General features: G+C 40.1%; 20 protein-coding genes and 1 pseudogene. 20 read left to right on the top strand and 1 reads right to left on the bottom strand.

Going from position 1 to position 19319, the window contains the following annotated elements; genetic code table 11:
* The first annotated feature begins 124 nt into the window (after positions 1 to 124).
* From NQZ71_RS13630 to NQZ71_RS13610, 5 genes are all read left to right on the top strand, one after another.
* Positions 125 to 1000 (top strand): NAD(P)-dependent oxidoreductase, encoded by an 876-nt coding sequence (locus tag NQZ71_RS13630; protein ID WP_317010846.1) that lies wholly within the window; start codon positions 125 to 127, stop codon positions 998 to 1000.
* A gap of 191 nt (positions 1001 to 1191) precedes the next feature.
* Entirely contained in the window at positions 1192 to 2154 is a 963-nt protein-coding gene (locus NQZ71_RS13625) for an arabinan endo-1,5-alpha-L-arabinosidase AbnA (protein ID WP_127742746.1), read from the top strand.
* A 167-nt stretch (positions 2155 to 2321) separates the two neighbouring features.
* Entirely contained in the window at positions 2322 to 2663 is a 342-nt protein-coding gene (locus NQZ71_RS13620) for a DMT family transporter (RefSeq protein ID WP_144454753.1), read from the top strand.
* Complete coding sequence (locus NQZ71_RS13615; RefSeq protein ID WP_144454754.1) at positions 2663 to 2974, top strand: DMT family transporter; 312 nt, start codon at positions 2663 to 2665, stop codon at positions 2972 to 2974. Before NQZ71_RS13620 ends, NQZ71_RS13615 begins: the two co-directional genes overlap by 1 nt.
* Before the next feature lie 18 nt (positions 2975 to 2992).
* Positions 2993 to 3571 carry a TetR/AcrR family transcriptional regulator gene (locus NQZ71_RS13610; RefSeq protein ID WP_317010845.1) on the top strand — a complete coding sequence of 193 codons (579 nt, stop codon included), beginning with the start codon at positions 2993 to 2995 and terminating at the stop codon, positions 3569 to 3571.
* A 33-nt stretch (positions 3572 to 3604) separates the two neighbouring features.
* Here NQZ71_RS13610 and NQZ71_RS13605 read toward each other — a convergent pair whose 3' ends face one another.
* Entirely contained in the window at positions 3605 to 4741 is a 1137-nt protein-coding gene (locus NQZ71_RS13605) for an IscS subfamily cysteine desulfurase (protein ID WP_317010844.1), read from the bottom strand.
* A gap of 112 nt (positions 4742 to 4853) precedes the next feature.
* Here NQZ71_RS13605 and nadB point away from each other — a divergent pair, with 112 nt between their 5' ends.
* The 15 genes and pseudogenes from nadB to NQZ71_RS13530 all read left to right on the top strand — a co-directional run bounded on the left by nadB (position 4854) and on the right by NQZ71_RS13530 (position 19312).
* Entirely contained in the window at positions 4854 to 6431 is a 1578-nt protein-coding gene (gene nadB, locus NQZ71_RS13600; RefSeq protein ID WP_317010843.1) for an L-aspartate oxidase, read from the top strand.
* A complete protein-coding gene (gene nadC / locus NQZ71_RS13595; RefSeq protein WP_275005262.1) occupies positions 6400 to 7233 on the top strand; it encodes a carboxylating nicotinate-nucleotide diphosphorylase in 834 nt (277 codons plus the stop codon). The genes nadB and nadC overlap by 32 nt, the downstream gene beginning before the upstream one ends.
* A 30-nt stretch (positions 7234 to 7263) precedes the next feature.
* On the top strand, positions 7264 to 8355 hold the full coding sequence (gene nadA, locus NQZ71_RS13590) for a quinolinate synthase NadA (RefSeq protein ID WP_317010842.1): 1092 nt from the start codon (positions 7264 to 7266) through the stop codon (positions 8353 to 8355).
* A 185-nt stretch (positions 8356 to 8540) separates the two neighbouring features.
* The gene (locus tag NQZ71_RS13585) at positions 8541 to 9962 is read left to right on the top strand and encodes a hypothetical protein (RefSeq protein ID WP_317010841.1); all 1422 of its coding nucleotides are present in this window, start codon (positions 8541 to 8543) and stop codon (positions 9960 to 9962) included.
* A gap of 123 nt (positions 9963 to 10085) precedes the next feature.
* Positions 10086 to 11048: a tRNA (adenosine(37)-N6)-dimethylallyltransferase MiaA gene (miaA, locus tag NQZ71_RS13580; protein WP_375545270.1), complete on the top strand. Its 963-nt coding sequence runs from the start codon at positions 10086 to 10088 to the stop codon at positions 11046 to 11048.
* 39 nt (positions 11049 to 11087) lie between these two features.
* A complete protein-coding gene (hfq, locus tag NQZ71_RS13575; RefSeq protein WP_127742850.1) occupies positions 11088 to 11324 on the top strand; it encodes an RNA chaperone Hfq in 237 nt (78 codons plus the stop codon).
* Positions 11325 to 11504: 180 nt separating this feature from the next.
* A complete protein-coding gene (spoVK, locus tag NQZ71_RS13570) occupies positions 11505 to 12494 on the top strand; it encodes a stage V sporulation protein K (RefSeq protein ID WP_127742848.1) in 990 nt (329 codons plus the stop codon).
* 272 nt (positions 12495 to 12766) lie between these two features.
* Positions 12767 to 14032, top strand: coding sequence for a GTPase HflX (hflX, locus tag NQZ71_RS13565; protein ID WP_144454762.1), 1266 nt, complete (start codon positions 12767 to 12769; stop codon positions 14030 to 14032).
* A gap of 9 nt (positions 14033 to 14041) precedes the next feature.
* A complete protein-coding gene (locus NQZ71_RS13560) occupies positions 14042 to 15313 on the top strand; it encodes a methionine gamma-lyase family protein (protein WP_275005272.1) in 1272 nt (423 codons plus the stop codon).
* Positions 15314 to 15422: 109 nt separating this feature from the next.
* Positions 15423 to 15839 carry a MerR family transcriptional regulator gene (locus NQZ71_RS13555; protein WP_127742842.1) on the top strand — a complete coding sequence of 139 codons (417 nt, stop codon included), beginning with the start codon at positions 15423 to 15425 and terminating at the stop codon, positions 15837 to 15839.
* A 32-nt stretch (positions 15840 to 15871) separates the two neighbouring features.
* Positions 15872 to 17209: a type I glutamate--ammonia ligase gene (gene glnA / locus NQZ71_RS13550; protein WP_144454764.1), complete on the top strand. Its 1338-nt coding sequence runs from the start codon at positions 15872 to 15874 to the stop codon at positions 17207 to 17209.
* Between the two features lie 120 nt (positions 17210 to 17329).
* Positions 17330 to 17992, top strand: coding sequence for a hypothetical protein (locus NQZ71_RS13545; RefSeq protein ID WP_317010838.1), 663 nt, complete (start codon positions 17330 to 17332; stop codon positions 17990 to 17992).
* A 202-nt stretch (positions 17993 to 18194) separates the two neighbouring features.
* On the top strand, positions 18195 to 18479 hold the full coding sequence (locus tag NQZ71_RS13540) for a hypothetical protein (RefSeq protein WP_317010837.1): 285 nt from the start codon (positions 18195 to 18197) through the stop codon (positions 18477 to 18479).
* A gap of 175 nt (positions 18480 to 18654) precedes the next feature.
* Positions 18655 to 19075, top strand: a pseudogene (locus tag NQZ71_RS13535) (hypothetical protein); the annotation flags it as partial.
* Positions 19076 to 19093: 18 nt separating this feature from the next.
* Positions 19094 to 19312 (top strand): bacteriocin immunity protein, encoded by a 219-nt coding sequence (locus NQZ71_RS13530; protein ID WP_237943016.1) that lies wholly within the window; start codon positions 19094 to 19096, stop codon positions 19310 to 19312.
* Positions 19313 to 19319 lie beyond the last annotated feature (7 nt).

Raw genomic sequence — 19319 nt, 5'->3', positions numbered from 1 at the left:
TAAAAATAGCTTGTTCGTTCCAACAGGATGTATGCAAGGAGGAAATGTTTTTGTCAATGCAGGAAAAATGACAGAAATCACCGAATAAAGCATAACAACAATATAGAGATTGAGGAGAGCTGAAATGAAGGTAGCATTGATTGGACTTGGCAATATGGGCATACCAATTGCAGAAAATATATTAAAAAGCGGGCATGAGCTTGTCATTTACAACAGAACAGCAAGTAAACGGCAATCACTTGTGGAAAAAGGTGCTGAAATGGCAGTAAGCCCCGCTGATGCAGCAGAAAAAGCAACTATCGTATTTACAATACTTTCTGATGATAAAGCAGCAGAAGCAGTAGTTTATGGAGAGAAAGGGATAATCAGTGGACTGCCAAAAGGCGGAATTCATGTTTCAGTCAGTACATTAAGTGTAGAATTAGCGAAAAAGCTTGAAGAAGATCACGAGAAAAATAGTCAAGCCTTCGTGTCTTGTCCAGTATTGGGGCGACCTGATGCAGCAGCTGCAGCTGCGTTGCGATTACTTGTAGCAGGACCAAAGCAAGCGAGGGAGAAAATTATGCCAGTCCTAAATGCGCTGGGCAAAGATATCTTTATAGTTGGAGAAAAAGGACATTTAGCCAATGTTGTAAAGCTAGGAAATAACTTCTTAATTGTCTCCATGCTTGAGGCATTATCAGAGGCATTTGTATTCGTTGAAAAGTATGGAATCAAGGCAGACGCCTTTTTAGAAATTGCAAATACATTGTTCGCTTCACCAGTTTATCAAAACTACGGGAAAATCATGGTAGAAGAAAGATTTGAAGAAGGAGGATTCAAGCTTGCATTAGGCTTGAAGGACGTTAATTTAATGCTTGAAGCAGCGCATAATGCTAAAATCACCCTGCCAACTGCCGAAATAGCAAAAAAGCATTATGAAGAAGGAATCGAGCAGGGCTGGAGTGATCTCGACTGGGCCGCAATTGTAAAGCTGCTTAGAGAAAAGAGTGAGCAATAAATGGACAGATATCCTTGACAAGCAAGGGTATCTTTTTTTTGAAACAGTTACCATTCCTATTCATTTTCAGTGTATTTATGAAAGGGTTTTCAATTGTAAAGGGAGAATATATAATTGTTTGAAATTTTTTCAGAAGGGAGGGTCCAGTATCGTTTTTTTAGTCTTTTAAAAAAAGAAATGAGGGGATAACGATGAAAAGAAAAGGAAAGGGCTTTAAGCTGAAAATAGCATTACTTGTTCTGGTGGCTTGTTTATCTATCAGCAGTTCAGCATCTGCCAGCTTTTGGAGTTTGACAGGGGACCTGCAAATCCATGACCCTTCTATTATTAAAGAAGGCAACACATGGTACACATTTGGGACAGGAAGTCCAAATGGAATAAGGGTGCTGCGAAGTGATAATGGAACAAACTGGTATCAGGCACCAACAATTTTTCCAACTGCTCCCTCCTGGTGGGCCAACTATGTGCCTAATTATGAGAAAAACCAATGGGCACCAGATATTAGCTACTATAATGGCAGGTACTGGCTCTACTATTCTGTTTCTTCCTTCGGCTCCAATACATCTTTGATCGGTCTTCTTTCAACCTCTAGTATTACTTCCGGCCAATGGCGCGATGATGGGCTTGTTACACGCTCTGTATCTTCCAATAACTATAATGCAATCGATGGTGATCTTGTCATTGACAAGGATGGCAATCCATGGCTGTCCTTTGGTTCATTTTGGAGCGGTATTAAGCTGACACGTCTTGATAAGACAACAATGAAGCCAACAGGAAGCTTGTACTCCATTGCTGCAAGACCGAATAATAATGGAGCAGTTGAAGCGCCGAATATTGTCTATCGCAATGGATACTACTATTTATTTGTGTCCTTTGACAGCTGCTGTCAAGGCGTTAACAGCACATACAAAATGGCTGTTGGCAGATCTACGTCCATTACTGGACCTTATGTAGATAAAAATGGTGTCAATATGTTAAATGGCGGCGGCACGATATTCGATACAGGAAATGACCGCTGGAAAGGTCCAGGACATTCAGATATATTAAACAACAATCTAATCGTTCGCCATTCGTATGATGCATTGAACAATGGCATGCCAACAATGCTCATAAATGATTTGTATTGGGACTCGAGCGGCTGGCCAACCTATTAGCTTAAACACTTTAGAAAGCAGTGGCTTTCAAACATATTTGTTTGAAAACCGCTGCTTTCTTTCTTTATAATGATTTTTAGACAAAGCTGTGGTAGTTGACTTCAAATAATTTTCATGAAATAATAACTAACGAACGGTCGGTAGTTAATTTCAAAGGAGGAACAACAATGAATCGACATTGGATGATGGTGCTTGCCGCAGGCCTAATGGAGGTTGCTTGGGTGTCAGGATTAAAGCATGCTGATACTGCCTTAGAATGGGCTGGTACAGCTATCGCTATTATAATCAGCTTTGCTGTGCTAATATATGCAACAAAGGTTTTGCCAGTTGGAACAGTCTACGCAGTATTTACAGGTCTTGGCACAATTGGAACAGTTATTGCAGAAATGCTGTTTTTCGGAGAACCGTTCCATCTTATGAAGCTGTTGCTTGTTATCGTATTGCTTATAGGGGTAATTGGCTTGAAAGTCGTCACAGATGAAAACAGTTCAGCAGAGGAGGGCTCCTAATGGCATGGTTAGCATTAGTTGGTGCAGGATTATTTGAAGTGTTCGGTGTTGTTAATATGAAGCGGGCTGCCATGAAAAAATGGGATGCCATTATTTTGTTAATTATCGGGTTTGCCTGCAGCTTTTCCCTGCTGTCATATGCCATGAATACCATTCCGATGGGGACAGCCTACGGTGTATGGACGGGAATTGGCACGGTCGGGTCCGCTATTCTTGGAATGTTTATATATGGAGAACCGAAGGATGCAAAAAGACTCTTTTTTATTGGACTTATATTAGCTGCTGCAATTGGCTTAAAGCTTATCGGATAAAGGAGGTAACGAGTAAAGATGACAAAAGAAGATTTAAAAAAAGCGGCCATCAAGCATTTCACGCAATCAGGCTACGAAGGAGCATCACTTTCGATGATTGCAGATGAGGTCGGCATAAAAAAATCCTCTATTTATTCCCATTTCAGCAGCAAGGATGCCCTGTTTTTAGAGGTGCTAAGAGAAGCAAAGGCAGTTGAGATCCAGACGAAAAAAGCTTATTTCAGGGAATTTGCTGATCTTGGACCAGAGACTTTTTTATATGAATATTTAGTGGCAGTGAAAAGACTGTTCGAAGAAAACCAGAGCTTGAAATTCTGGCTCAGAATGAGCTTCTTTCCACCAAGTCATTTATATGATGCAATTGTCGAGGAAGTGGTTGAGGTCGACGTGCTTCAGGAGAACATGCTTGAACAGTCCTTTAAAAAATGGCTTGAAGAGGATGTCATCACAGGCTTAGATGAAAAGACCCTCACGATTGCATACACTGGTATTTTGATGAGCATCATGGTGGAACTCGTATACGATCATACCGAAAAGAAAGCCGAAGAAAAACTGGCGGCTTGCTGGAAGGTATATTGGCAAGCATTGAAAAAATAATGGGGGTACGCATTATAATGCGTACCTCCATTTTTACTTCTTTAAGGCATTACGCTCATTTGCAACGGATATTACTGTTTGCATAAAGGCTTTCACATCATCAATAGTTGTTGCTCTCCCAAAAGAAATACGTACGAATTCCTTCGCTTCCTCGTCCGATAATCCTAAAGCCTTCATCGTTTTCGAAGGTGCCTGCTGTCCTGTTTGACAAGCACTTCCTGTAGAAATCGCAAAGCCTCTGCGATTACATTCAAGCATTGTCCACTGTCCTTCCATTCCCAATATTTGCATGCCAACAATGGCTGGAAGCTGGTTACCGCACTGAAAAACAGTTAAGTAATCGGCAGAGCTGGCCAATTCCATTACGATTTCTCGTAATGCTTGATAATGAGCATAATCAACTGCCAACCTTTTCACAGCTTTTTGGGCAGCGACACACATTGCGGCAATACCGGCAATATTCACTGTTCCCGCCCGGAAGCCATTTTCATGTGTTGTACCAGGAAGATAGCCGGTCCATGGGATGGCAGGAGAAATATAAGTTAAACCGACTCCCTTAGGACCGTAGAATTTATGGCTTGATATGGAGAGGGAATCGACTTTGGCAGAAATCGCGGCAATATCCAGCTTTCCAAAGCTTTGCACCATATCACTATGAAAATAAATACCTCTTTCCTTTAACATTGTACCGATTTTTTCAATAGGCTGAATGGCGCCGATCTCAGAATTAACATGTTGAATCGATACAAGCACAGTTTCCGGTTTTATACACGCTTCAAGCATCTGTACATCAATAATTCCGTTTGCACCAAGCGGCAAATAGGTTACCGAATACCCATCTGCTGCTAATCTTTTCATCGTTCCATGGATAGATGAATGCTCACTTGCTGTTGTAATAATATGCTTGTCAGTTCTTTTATTGGCAGAGAGGAGTGCAGTTATCGCAAGGAAATTACTTTCAGTTCCGCCGCTTGTAAAATATACGCCGCTTCTTTCCACCCCAAGCAATCGTGCCATTTCTCCTCGACAGCCTTCCAGTAAATCGCTTGCTTTTCCGCCAATATCGTGAAGACTGCTGCTGTTCCCGTAATAGTCCGCTGAAACCTCTAAGTACATCTTGCCTGCATCTGAATCAAGAGGACATGTTGCTGCGTAATCTAAATAAATCATTTTGCTCACCCTTTCAAAAAGCAAAAACTAGTAATCTAAAAAAACACTTGTCATTAGTTTAAAACTATGTAAATATAAGTGTCAAGACACCTGTAAAAACATGAGGGGGATAATGAAAACAGATGTATTGATAATTGGCAGTGGTATCGCCAGTTTACAGCTGGCACGTAAGCTTTCATCTCATTTAAATGTGATGATTCTCACAAAGATGAGTCTTGTAACGAGTAATTCTTATTTGGCTCAAGGTGGTATTGCAGCAAGCATCAGCTCTAAAGACAGCTATGAACAGCATGCCCTTGACACACTAGAAGCAGGCCGATTTCACAACCACATAGGTGCTGTTAAGAACATCACTAAAATGGCTCCTGTCCTCTTACATGATTTAGCAGCAGCAGGATGTGCATTTGATGAAGAGAAAAACGGCAACTGGAGCCTTGGCATGGAAGGTGCACATTCAGAAAATCGCATTGTCCATAGCGGCGGGGATGAGACAGGAAAAAAAGTGATAGAGTTCCTTGTAGCCACAATGCCTGCTCATGTAACAATAAAAGAAGGCGTGTTTGTGTATGAGCTGATCCTTTCAATTCAAGGCAGATGTATTGGTGCAAAAGCTATTATGGCAGACGGTACAAAAAAGTGCTTTATAGCCAATCATACAATTATCGCCACAGGAGGATGCGGGCAAATCTATGAATATACTTCAAACGCAGCAACAATCACTGGCGATGGCATCGCGCTTGCTTATTTGGCGGGAGCAAACATTATTAACATGGAATTTGTGCAATTTCATCCTACCTTGCTGTATGTTGACGGAAAAACAGTAGGACTAGTCTCAGAGGCAGTCAGAGGCGAAGGAGGTTTTCTTGTTAATGAAAGTGGAGTTCCAATAATGGCTAATGTTCATCCATATAAGGACTTGGCACCACGTCATATCGTTGCGCAAAGAATCTACCAATATTGGAAAAAAGGCGAGTCTGTCTATTTAGATATTTCGAAGGTGGAAAACTTTGTGGACCGCTTTCCCGGTATTACAGCATTATGCAAAAAGCATGGCATTAATCTCCATAACAATAAAATTCCTGTTGCTCCAGGCTGTCATTTTTTAATGGGTGGCATTGAGACAGACTTTTGCGGGAAAACGTCAGTCGACGGATTGTATGCCATTGGCGAGGCAGCCTGCACTGGATTGCATGGAGCAAACAGGCTTGCAAGTAACTCCTTGCTTGAGGGCTTGTATATGGGAAGCGAGCTAGCTACATACTTGAATGAAAGAAGCAAGCAAAAATCAGAAACTACCACAGAAGCAAAAACGATACATATACAAAAGAAGTTCAAAAGTCTCCCAAGCATAAAGGAGCTACAACAACGAACAATGGCTTCAGTTGGAATTGTCAGGACAGAAAAAACAATGAAGGAGCATCAATTATGGTTAGAGTCTTATTTGAATGGGGAAAAATGGGAAGTACAAACAGCTTGTTCTGAAAAGGAAGCATGGCAAACGTATTTTATGGTGCTGACAGCCTATCTTGTCACAATAGCGGCCCTTAGTCGAACAGAAAGCAGGGGCGGGCACTTTAGAAGCGATTTCCCCCAAGAAGCAGAAAGCTGGAGAAAGCAGATAGTTCTTCAGAAAATCGAAAGGAATGAGGGTGTAAGCGATGAACCAAATAAAATTGCGGCAGCAACTTGAATGTTTTTTTAACGAGGATATCGGCGATGGTGATAAAACATCAGACATAATTTTTCCAAATCACCAGGAAGGCGAAATTATCTTCCTTGCAAAATCAACAGGGCTTTTTTGCGGAAAGGACATTATTAAGCAAGGCTTTTTCATTCTCGATGGCAAAATAGATGTTCAGGTCCATTTGGAGGACGGAGAAAGAATCGAGCCTGGCCAAACGATTGCCACTGTTAGAGGAGATATTAAGAACCTGCTTAAGGGAGAACGGGTTATCTTAAATCTTATCCAGAGAATGAGCGGGATTTCCACATTAACAAATAAAGCAGTCGAAGCATTAGACAGCAGCTATACAAAAATCTGTGATACAAGAAAAACAACACCAGGGCTGCGCATGCTCGAAAAATATGCAGTAACCGTGGGAGGCGGGTTTAATCATCGGTTTGGTTTGTACGATGCTGTGATGATTAAGGATAATCATATTTCCTTCGCTGGAGGAATAAAAGAGGCAGTTCGTGCAGTCAAAGAATCAATAGGCCATATGATTAAAGTAGAGGTAGAAACAGAGTCATTCGAGCAAATGCAGGATGCTTTAGCAGCAGGGGCAGATGTTATCATGTTTGATAACATCTCACCAGAAGACATTGCAAAATGGATACCGCATGTTCCTGAAACGGTGACAACAGAAGCGTCTGGCGGAATCACACTGGAAAATTTACCTGCTTATAAAAATTGTGGTGTCGATTATATTTCTTTAGGATTTATAACCCATTCAGCAACGGCATTAGATATAAGTGTGAAAGCTAGCTTTTAGATAAAGGAATGAAGAGGGGGAACTTGAGCGGTGAACTTATTAGAAAGCGTTAGACAGATTCCTGTGCATTATTTGACTATGGAGATCAACGAATTAGAGGAGCGGGTAAAAGCAGTAAAGAGCAGGCTTGGCGACAGATTATTCATCCTTGGCCATCATTATCAAAAGGATGAGGTTTTCCAATTTTCGGATGCAACAGGTGACAGCCTGCAGTTGGCCCAGATTGCTGCCGCAAACAGAAAAGCAGAATTTATTGTTTTTTGCGGTGTACACTTTATGGCAGAAACAGCTGATATTCTGACAACGAATGAACAGAAGGTGTATTTGCCTGACATGAGGGCAGGCTGCTCGATGGCCGATATGGCCGATATATACGAAACAAATCGGGCGTGGGATGCGTTAACTCAAACCTTCGGAGAGACGATTATCCCACTAACATATGTTAATTCAACTGCAGCCATCAAGGCATTTGTCGGCGAACACGGTGGTGCGACGGTAACGTCTTCCAATGCAGAGCAAATGGTTGAATGGGCGCTTACCAAAAAGGAAAGGCTTTTGTTTCTCCCAGATCAGCATTTAGGCAGAAATACCGCCTATAAGCTTGGCATCCCCCTTGAGCATATGGCTATCTGGGACCCTATTCAAAATGAGTTACTGTTTGATGAAGATTTGGAAAAGGTGAAGGTGATTTTATGGAAAGGACATTGTTCTGTGCATGAAAACTTCACGACAGCCAATATTGAAAATATCCGTAAAAAACATCCTGACATGAAAGTTATCGTTCATCCCGAATGCAGTCGCGAGGTTGTTGCACTCTCGGATATGGCTGGCTCCACCAATTTTATTATTACGGAGATTGAACAAGCTTTACCAGGCACTTCCTTTGCAGTGGGAACCGAAATGAATCTCGTCAACAGAATGATTCAAAAACATCCTGATAAGCATATAATCAGCTTAAATCCTTATATGTGTGCATGCTTGACAATGAATCGTATTGATTTACCTCATTTAGTGTGGTGTCTCGAATCCCTTGAGGACGGCTTTGCCAGCAATCGTATCATGGTCGAAGAGGCGATAGCAAACAAAGCGAGACTCTCCCTTAACAAAATGCTGCAGCAATAATCCTTGCAATCTCATAATCTGTTTCCTTTTACATAAAAAATATGAAAAGGAAACAGATTTTTTACATTGCACTTGTCCTAATTTAATGACTTTTCAGTTATTACCCTATAAAATGGTATTGTTGGAATTCTATTCTAAACTAGTTTTCAATATATACAGTGGGATAATAGAAGGGAAGACGGTTATTGGCAGACAAGAATCAAAAAAATATCATCGCTTTAAATCAAGAGCTTATGAGGATTGCCAGCATCGTTGCAAATAATGAAAAAGAGGCAGCCTTTTTAATAGAAGAAACAAAAAAGGAAGCATTAAATGCTATTATTCCGATAAAGTCAGAGCGCAGACTGTTAAAGCTGCTCGCTAAACAAGTAGAAAAGCTGCCAAGTGCAGGGCAATATTATCCAGTGCAGAATAAATTCCTAAATGGTTTGAGAAAAGTGGATAAACAGGGACGGCTGCTGCTTGTTTTGCACTACTATAAGGGCTACAGTATCCAGAAAAGTGCAAGAATTATAGGTTGTAGCGAAAAAGAAGCGAAGCAAATGCTGATGGATGCTTTGCTGCAGTGGACCTCTAGTCAAACAGGGGCAGACCTGCAGCAATTAAAACAGCAGCTTCATAAAGAATTGGCTTATATTGATGTGGAGGAGCCCCCTGAGGTTAAGCGTCCCTTCCATATCAAGAGATTTGCGTCAATTATAACCTTCTTATTGGTTTTGCTAATTGGCGGAGCAGGCAGCCAAGCATTAAAAGCTAAAGCAGAGGTTAATCCTGGTATCGATATTATGGACATATTTAAAGAGTCGATAGAGCAAGAAAAAGCATTAGATGAAGTACGCGCTGCAATTGAAAATGCAGGCTATCAGGATGTCTATTTTTCAGTGGATAGTAATGCAGAATATGCCTATTTGGAAATAGAAGGGAAAGACAACGAAGCCAAGCAGGAAGAGATTAAATCATTGGTAGAGGCTGAGATGCAGAAGCGGAATATAGATTTTTTTATCGAAACTAACTTTTATATACCAGAAGAAAGTCCACCAATGGAAGAAGTGGAAATGGATGAGGAAACAGCTATTTCAAATGAGATACTTGAAAAAATAAATAATCAATTATCCAAAAAAATAATGGATAAATTTGAGGTTAATAGTAATCTATTTTATCCTCTATTCGTAAGTTGGTCTACAGATGCATGGAGTATTGAGATTCCTGAAGAAATTGGCAAGAAACAAGAAGCAGAGGATATAACTCAAGCTATCCTTGATGAGTACAAGGACGATCGCAAATTATTTGTGGAAGAATACAGATATAAAGATCATGAACAAACCTACACTTGGGGCAATGTTATAGAATATATTAATTCTGCCTTGGCAAGCTCAGAAAATTATACATTTAAGGCACTTTTTGCAGATCCAGACGATGGTGTTATGAAGTTCGATGTTAGGCTTTACTTGTTAAAAACAGACAAGGATGCAGAAGTCATCGCAAGAGAGGTAAAAAGAAGCATCACGAGATTTTTAGAAACAAGCGAAATACAAGAAATAACGGAAGACAATCCTTACGAAATCATCGTCAGAGATAATAAGAATCAAGAAATAGATACAGATTAAAGGGATAAGGTGTATAATTCGGGAAAAACAGGGCAATAATTGTTAGATGTTAAACGTAATCATGTATTTATGGTACAATAAAAAAAGTCAAGATTACTTGTGCTAAAAAGTTATAAAAGGCAGTTGAATGGTTTGACAGATAAGGAAAAAGTTATTGTATTAATCGGTCCAACAGCTGTTGGAAAAACAAAGCTGAGCATTGAATTAGCAAAAAAATTCAATGGAGAAATCATCAGCGGGGATTCAATGCAAATATACAGAGGGATGGATATTGGGACAGCTAAGATCACAAACGATGAAATGGAAGGAATACCGCACCATTTAATTGATATTGTTGATCCAGATGAGGCCTTTTCTGTAGCTGAATTTCAAACATTAGTCCGCAGCAAAATCAAGGATATTACTAATCGCGGCAAAGTGCCATTTATTGTCGGTGGCACTGGCCTTTATATTCAATCCGTGCTGTATGATTATCAATTCCAGGAAGCACCAACAGCAGATGCAGACTACAGGGCATCACTAGAAGCTCTCGCCGATGAAAAAGGCACATTAGAGATTCATAAAATGCTCGAGCAAATCGATCCTATAACAGCCGCAAGCATTCATCACCATAATGTTCGCAGAGTTATTCGGGCACTGGAAATTTTCCATGTGACAGGAAAACGAATGTCTGAGCTCCAAGAGAACCAAAGTGAGGAAATGCTGTATGACGCAGCCATCATTGGCTTAACGATGGATCGGGATTTATTATATGAAAGAATAAACCTCCGTGTCGACAAGATGATGGAGGAAGGACTTCTCCCTGAGGTGAAGCATTTCTTTGATGCCGGCTTAAAGGATTGCCAATCCATTCAAGCAATCGGCTACAAGGAAATTTATAAATATTTTGAAGACAGATCTTCATTAGAGGACGCTGTTGCAGAGTTAAAGCAAAACTCAAGAAGATATGCGAAAAGGCAATTAACTTGGTTTCGCAATAAAATGAGTGTAAAATGGTTTGATATGACAGATAGTGTCAAATCTAATGACATTTCTAAAAAAATAAAGGAAATTTCGCGTTATTTAGAAGGAATGCTTAAGAATTAATCGAATACATAATAGCAGAGAGAAAAGAGGAGGATTTTCATGAAGCAATCAGTTAATATCCAAGACCAATTTTTAAATCAACTACGCAAAGATGGTACTAGTGTCACAGTATTCCTATTAAATGGATTCCAAATTCGCGGACTTATAAAAGGTTTCGACAATTTTACAGTTTTATTTGAATCAGAAGGCAAGCAGCAATTGGTTTACAAGCATGCGATTTCCACTTTTGCTCCGCAAAAGAATGTTCAAATTGATTTAGAAGGCACACAAGCATAATCAAAAACTCCAGGCAGACGGCCTGGAGTTTTTTTTGCGCTCTTTTTTGATATATGTAAAATTAAAATTTTCACTAATGATTGAAGATGTTATTGAATATACATTATTAATGGAGTGAAAAGAAACAGGCAAACATGCCTTATGCCGTATTCGGCATATCCACGTTAGGAGGTGTGGCTTTTGGAGCATCCGATCCGGATGAAGAATAATGGACAGATAAGTGTTGTAATCAACTCGCAGAAAAAGAAGGTTCTTCCAAAAGAACTGCCAGAAGCTGAATCAATCCCGAAAAAAATGACAAGTGAACATAGCGCACTTAAAGAAATAGAGGAAGAGCTTAGCAGTCTTGTAGGCATGGATGAAATGAAGAAAATGATTAAGGAAATATATGCCTGGATATATGTGAACAAAAAAAGGGAGGAGCATGGCTTAAAGGCTGGCAAACAAGCTCTACATATGATGTTCAAGGGGAATCCCGGCACAGGCAAAACGACAGTTGCCCGCTTAATCGGCAAGTTGTTTCAAAAGATGAATGTATTGTCAAAGGGACATTTGATTGAAGCAGAACGGGCTGATTTAGTTGGCGAATACATTGGGCATACAGCCCAAAAGACGAGAGACTTAGTAAAAAAAGCGCTTGGTGGCATCCTGTTCATTGATGAAGCTTACTCATTAGGCAGGGGCGGCGAAAAGGATTTCGGCAAGGAAGCAATCGATACACTTGTAAAGCATATGGAGGATAAACAGCATGAGTTTATTCTTATACTAGCAGGGTATTCAAGGGAAATGGATTTCTTTTTATCCTTAAATCCTGGACTTCACTCACGCTTTCCACTAGTCATCGATTTTCCTGATTACTCGACAGACCAGTTGATGGAAATTGGCAAAAGGATGCTTATTGAGCGAGAGTATACTTTAAGTCATGAAGCAGAGAAATCGCTAAAAACACATTTGACCTATGTCCGTACAGGGCAAAATATGCGCAGTTTTTCAAATGGCAGGTATATTCGCAATGTTTTAGAGAAATCCATTCGTGCACAGAGCATGCGCTTGCTTATGCAAGGTAATTATGACAAACACGAGTTAATGACATTAAGAAGCAATGACCTCATTTATGAAAGCACGTCAAAGCCAAATGAGGAAATACCAACAATGAACAATGGCTTTTAACAGCTTATAATAGGCAGGAACACTAAAATTTTCTGTGTTCCTGTTTTTTTGTATAAGACAAGTTTTTGTATTTTTCCGTATGTTTTAATAGGAATTGTTAGGACGGGAAAAAATACTGTTTTTCTCACATGGAATATGCTACTGTAAAGGAACGCGAGTCGCAAGTAGCGTGATTATTAATAGAAAATAATCACATACTATTATTGTAGAAATAGTGAAGAAAGCGTTATTTTTGCTATAATATAGACAAAGAGTAGAAAGAGGGTTTTCTTTTGAATGAAACAAAAGAATCAACAGAGAAAGTAATCCTTGTTGGCTGTCAAACGACAGATGACACTGCAAGATTTGAATACTCCATGGAAGAGCTCGCAAGTCTAACGGAAACAGCACACGGTCAAGTGGTTGCTTCCATCACACAAAATCGAGACAGGATTCATCCTTCAACATACATAGGTAAAGGGAAAGTGGAAGAATTAGAAGTACTGGCAGAGGAAATGGACGCAGATATAATCATTTTCAATGATGAGCTGTCCCCAAGCCAAGTACGCAATCTTTCCAAAAATATTGAAGCACGTATCATAGACAGAACACAATTGATTTTGGATATCTTTGCAGGAAGAGCACGCTCAAAGGAAGGGAAGCTACAGGTTGAGCTGGCACAGCTTCAATATTTGCTGCCAAGGCTTGGTGGACAAGGTCTTCAGCTTTCCAGACTAGGTGCTGGTATTGGAACAAGAGGTCCTGGTGAAACAAAGCTGGAATCAGACAGACGTCATATCCGCCGCAGAATCGATGATATTAAAAGCCAATTGAATGTCATCGTTGAACACCGTGACAGATACAGAGAAAGAAGAAAGCGCAACAGAACATTCCAAATTGCGCTTGTAGGCTATACAAACGCAGGTAAATCCACTCTGTTTAACCGCGTGGCAGAAGCAGATTCCTTTGAGGAAAACATCTTGTTTGCGACACTTGATCCAATGACAAGAAAGGTCATTTTGCCGAGTGGATTCAGTGCGCTTATTACGGATACTGTTGGGTTCATCCAAGACTTGCCGACAACGCTCGTTGCTGCGTTCCGCTCTACTTTAGAGGAGGTACGTGAAGCAGATTTGCTATTACATGTTGTCGATATGGCAAACGAGGAATATTATCAGCATGAGGAAACAGTGCATAAATTGCTTGCAGACCTGGAAATTCCGGCAATTCCGCAAATTACTGTTTATAACAAGCGCGACCTTGTGCACGCAGACTTTGTGCCGTCCTCAAAGCTGGACAGTATCGAAATCAGTGCTTTAAACGCAGATGACAGAATGAAACTAAAGCAAAAAATTGAAGACACGATGATTGAGAATATGGAATATTATGAGGTTGTCGTTCCAGCAAGCAATGGTAAGCTGCTGGCACAGCTTAAAAATGAAAGTATACTTAGAAGCCTTGTTTTCGAAGAGGAAGAACAGCAGTATACGTGCAAAGGCTATTGTTTACATGACACAAGCCTTTCCGGACAGCTGAAAGCTTATAAAGCAACACGATAGGAGAACAGTATGTACGATCAATTAACATTTGGTGATAAACTCCGAGTTCTTGTCGGAGAGGTAGAAGAACAAGTGAAGGAAGTTCATAAAAGAATCGACGAGCGAATTGACGAAAATCAATTTCGTGTTCTGAAAAGCTTCCAAAACAATAAGGTGAGCGAATCTCATTTCATTCCAACAACAGGCTACGGCTATGATGATTTAGGAAGAGATACGCTTGAACGAATTTATGCAGAAGTGTTCGGCGGAGAGGCAGGACTTGTGCGCCCGCAAATCATTTCAGGGACACACGCAATCAGCATTGCGTTATTCGGAGTGCTGCGTCCTGGAGATGAGCTTCTGTATATTACAGGAAAACCATACGATACATTAGAAGAAATCGTCGGGATTAGAGGGAATGGCACAGGCTCCTTAAAGGAATTCGGCATTTCTTATAATAGTGTCGCCCTAAAAGAGGACGGACGTCCTGATTTCGAAAAAATCGCTTCAAGCATTAAGAGCAATACAAAAATGATTGGCATCCAGCGCTCAAAGGGTTATGCAACAAGACCTTCCTTTACCATTGCAGAAATCAAGGAAATGATTGATTTCGTCAAGGAATTAAAAAGTGATGTTGTTGTATTTGTGGACAATTGCTACGGAGAATTTGTAGAGGACCTTGAGCCATGTCATGTTGGGGCAGATTTAATGGCAGGATCTCTTATAAAAAACCCAGGCGGCGGTATTGCTAAAACTGGCGGTTATATTGTTGGGAAAGAGAAGTTCGTGGAAGCATGCTCCTATCGGATGACATCTCCAGGCATTGGAGCGGAGGCTGGAGCATCTCTTTACAGCCTGCAGGAAATGTACCAAGGATTTTTCCTTGCACCACATGTTGTCGGACAAAGCTTGAAGGGTGCTGTGTTTACTGCAGCTATGCTTGAAAAGCTTGGGATGAATTCATCGCCGAAATGGAATGTGCCGCGCACAGACTTGATTCAATCAGTGCAATTTGATGATAAAGAAAAGATGGTCGCATTCTGCCAGGCTGTGCAGTACGCATCACCAGTCAATTCCCATGTCACACCATATCCTAATTATATGCCAGGCTATGAAGATGATGTCATTATGGCAGCAGGAACGTTTATTCAAGGTGCAAGCATCGAGCTTACTGCCGACGGTCCGATCAGACCGCCATATGTCGCTTACGTACAGGGTGGTTTAACGTATTCTCACGTAAAAATCGCTGTATGTATGGCAATTGACAGACTATTGGAACAAAAGCTAATTACGTTAGCATAAAAAAATCTACATCCAGAGGTTAGAAATTGTAACATTTGTTGACAATAAATCTATCCAAAACTATAATGAAGTTGGGTAAATACAATCAATCTAAAGGAGCCGAATCGCTATGTCTGGTAGTCAAATTCGTCGGTCGATGCCTCTATTCCCAATTAGTATTGTCATGCAGTTAACAGAGCTGTCCGCTCGACAAATTCGCTACTATGAAGAGCACGAATTAATTGCTCCAGCAAGAACGGATGGCAACAGGCGACTGTTTTCCTTAACTGATATTGACAAACTATTGGAAATTAAGGATCTAATCGATCAAGGTGTTAACCTCGCTGGAATTAAACAAATATTCTCAGTGAAGGAAAAGCAAGTTATAACAGAAGATGTAAAGAAAGAAGCAGAAAAGGCTCGCAGAGAGCTTACAGATGAAGACTTGCGTAAACTTTTGCGCAAGGAGCTGTTGAATGCAGGACGTTTTAACAATAATGGCCGCAATTCAATGGGACAGGGAGGATCTCAATTTTTTCAGAGATAGATATTAAAGGGACTTAAGAGGAGGAAATAGCCGTGGCAAAGAATTATTCAAAAGAGGATATCAAACGTTTTGCAGAAGAAAGTAATGTAAAATTCATTCGACTTCAATTTACGGATATTTTAGGAACAATCAAGAATGTTGAGATTCCAATCAGTCAGCTTGATAAAGCCCTAGACAACAAAATGATGTTTGATGGCTCTTCCATCGAAGGATTTGTAAGAATCGAAGAATCTGATATGTACCTATATCCAGATTTGAACACATGGGTTGTTTTCCCATGGACAGCAGAAAAAGGCAAGGTTGCACGACTTATCTGTGATATTTACAATCCAGATGGCACACCATTTGAAGGAGATCCGCGTAACAACCTACGTCGCGTTCTTAAAGAAATGGAAGCTCTCGGCTTTACTGATTTCAACTTAGGACCTGAACCAGAATTCTTCCTGTTCAAATTGGACGAAAAGGGGCAACCATCCCTTGAATTGAACGATAACGGAGGCTACTTCGACTTAGCGCCAACAGACCTTGGCGAAAACTGCCGCCGCGACATCGTGTTAGAGCTAGAAGAAATGGGCTTTGAAATTGAAGCATCTCACCATGAAGTAGCTCCAGGACAGCACGAAATCGATTTTAAATATGCGGACGCAGTCACAGCATGTGACCAAATCCAAACATTTAAATTAGTCGTTAAAACAATCGCACGCAAACACGGACTGCACGCAACATTCATGCCAAAGCCATTATTCGGCGTTAACGGTTCTGGAATGCACTGTAACCTTTCCCTATTTAATAACGGTAAGAACGCATTCTACGATCCAAACACAGAGCTTGAAATGAGCGAAACAGCCCTGCAATTCATCGCTGGTATCGTTAAGCATGCTACAAGCTTCACAGCAATCACTAACCCGACTGTAAACTCTTACAAACGCTTAGTGCCAGGCTACGAAGCACCATGTTATGTAGCATGGTCAGCTCGTAACCGTTCACCATTAATGCGTATTCCAGCATCACGCGGACTAAGCACACGCGTTGAAGTACGCAGCGTGGACCCAGCAGCTAACCCATACCTAGCAATGGCAGCATTGCTAGCAGCAGGCCTTGACGGAATCAAAAACGAATTGACTCCGCCAGCACCAGTAGACCGCAACATTTACATCATGAGCAAAGAAGAACGCCTTGCAGAAGGCATCGTTGATTTGCCATCAACACTTGCAGACGCATTAACAGAACTAAAGCAAGATCAAACAATGATTGACGCTTTAGGAGAGCATATTTTCGTACACTTTGTAGAAGCTAAAGAGATTGAGTGGGATATGTTCCGCACACAAGTGCATCCATGGGAGAGAGATCAATACATGGAAATGTATTAAGAGGAAGAAGCCTTGGTATATCTTAATACCAGGGCTTTTTTTTATTCCGGGTTAATATGTGTCAGTTTTAGTAGTTTTGAAATTGATACTACCTGGTTAGCTAAGTGGTATGAGATTGGATTGAACAACCACTGGATTCCACTTGCATACGACCCGCCATTCACAATGGATTCTTTTTCAGAGTGTAAGACACTAGAAAATTTGCTTACGAAGCTACAAGGAGGTTGTTGGGCACTTGGTACTGCCTTCTACTATAAGAATCTTTGCTTTATACAGCAGGTAGGTGGCGGTGATGAGTGGTTAATCATTAAAGAGGATAAGTCTTTTGAAAGTTACTCGTCTGGAGCCGTTCTAAATAGAGACACATTTAAATTTGTGAAGGACATATATCGATACTTAAACACACCCACTTCTGAGATACGTAATTCTGAATATGAAGTTGCTATACCAGAGGAAATAGAAATTGACGGGATTATTTATCGTGACGAAGTAAAAATTGCAGATGAAAAATTAAAGCATTACTTTGATATATTCCATGAACAAGACCACGATTACCATCGAGATATGCTGAGAAGAAACGAGTCCATGAAGGGCAAGCATCGAGAATTCGTTAACTACCTTAAGTATAAAGGCTATCAAATCAACGATACGACATTAAGTAAGGATTATGACAAGTCTGAAGTAAAATGGATAGATGAAACTACTTTAGATAAGAGTAAGTTTGCTTGGAATGTAAAATCAAACACCGTTAATAAGTTTGATGTGACATCAATTATGATTTAGCTGAGTTTATTCATTCTTTTTCTCTTGATTTAGGTTGGGACCGTGTTTACGTTCATTGATATTAGTAGTTCTGAATCATCATTTTTAATTGTATCAAATTTTAAATATTGCTATGCATGAATTATCCGTAATTTTTCACTTAATTAGAAATATTTGTGCTATTTACTCCGCTACCAAAGGTGTTAGTGCAGCTGAACACGCAATGAGTGCTTACAAGAATGTTCGTTCTTTTTCTACATTGGAAAAAACGGAGATGGGTATTTATGGCCTGATTTCTGCAAATGGTTTATCTGAATATTTAACAGGAAAAGATATGTTGGGTAACGAATTAACAGATGAACAACGCCATGCTAGTTTATCTCAAGGGATATTTGCCGGTTTACCTTTCGCGCCACATCTACCAGGAATGATGAAGAAAGCAGATAGACTAAGCCAAGAGGCTGTTAATAGACAGTACAACTTGGTAGCAGGGTATGGATATTACTAGGGCATGGGCTGATGATGTTGCATACAATATTAATCCATATAATCGACTAGTAGCCGATAGCGGTGTGGTACGCGTTAATACTGATTCAGGAGCGATAAATAGCATTACTAAACCTGAGAGCAGAGACAAAGTAGAACTATTAAGTATGCTCTCTGGTGGCAATGGAGGAAGTGCCAGATATAGACCAGGGATTGTAAACGAAATCTTTAATTTTGACAAAGCTCTAGAAGGTCAAACTAAACTAATGTATAATCAAGCATCCATAGGGGTTATACCGAAGGAAGTAAGAGACCAATTAATAGGGAAAGAATTTATTCATTTGATGATTTCCGAAATGAATTTTGGAAATCTGTTGCTAATTCCAGTTTTGCAAGTGAATTCAATCCAAGAAACGTTGCAAGAATGGCAGCGGGAATGCTCCAATTGCTCCAAAGGTTGAACATTACGGTAAGCATAAGTCATATATCTTGCCCCATAAACAACCAATTGATAAAGGTGGAGAAGTGTATAATCTAGATAATTTAATGATTACTTCTCCAAGAATGCATCAAATTATTTTGGATCCTGCATATCACTTTGGAAAGAAAGGGAATTAATTAAGGATGGTGGATAACATGGAAAATAAAATGTCAAAAGAAGAATTAGTTCAATTAGTAAATAAGATAATAAACCCATTACTTTCTGACGAAGAGGTAAGTGAGTATATTGATATTCTTGAAAAGAATGTACCACACCCAGCACCGAGTGATTTAATTTTCTGGAGTGATAAAGAATTAACACCAGAAGAAATTGTAGATATTGCCCTGGCTTACAAAGAACAAGAAGACGAGTAAGGGGTTT

Origin of the sequence: Niallia taxi (assembly GCF_032818155.1) — a bacterium.
Classification (GTDB): Bacteria; Bacillota; Bacilli; order Bacillales; family Cytobacillaceae; genus Niallia; species Niallia taxi_A.
The sequence above is the reverse complement of the archived record's forward strand: the minus strand, read 5'-3'. Positions and strand labels throughout refer to the sequence as shown.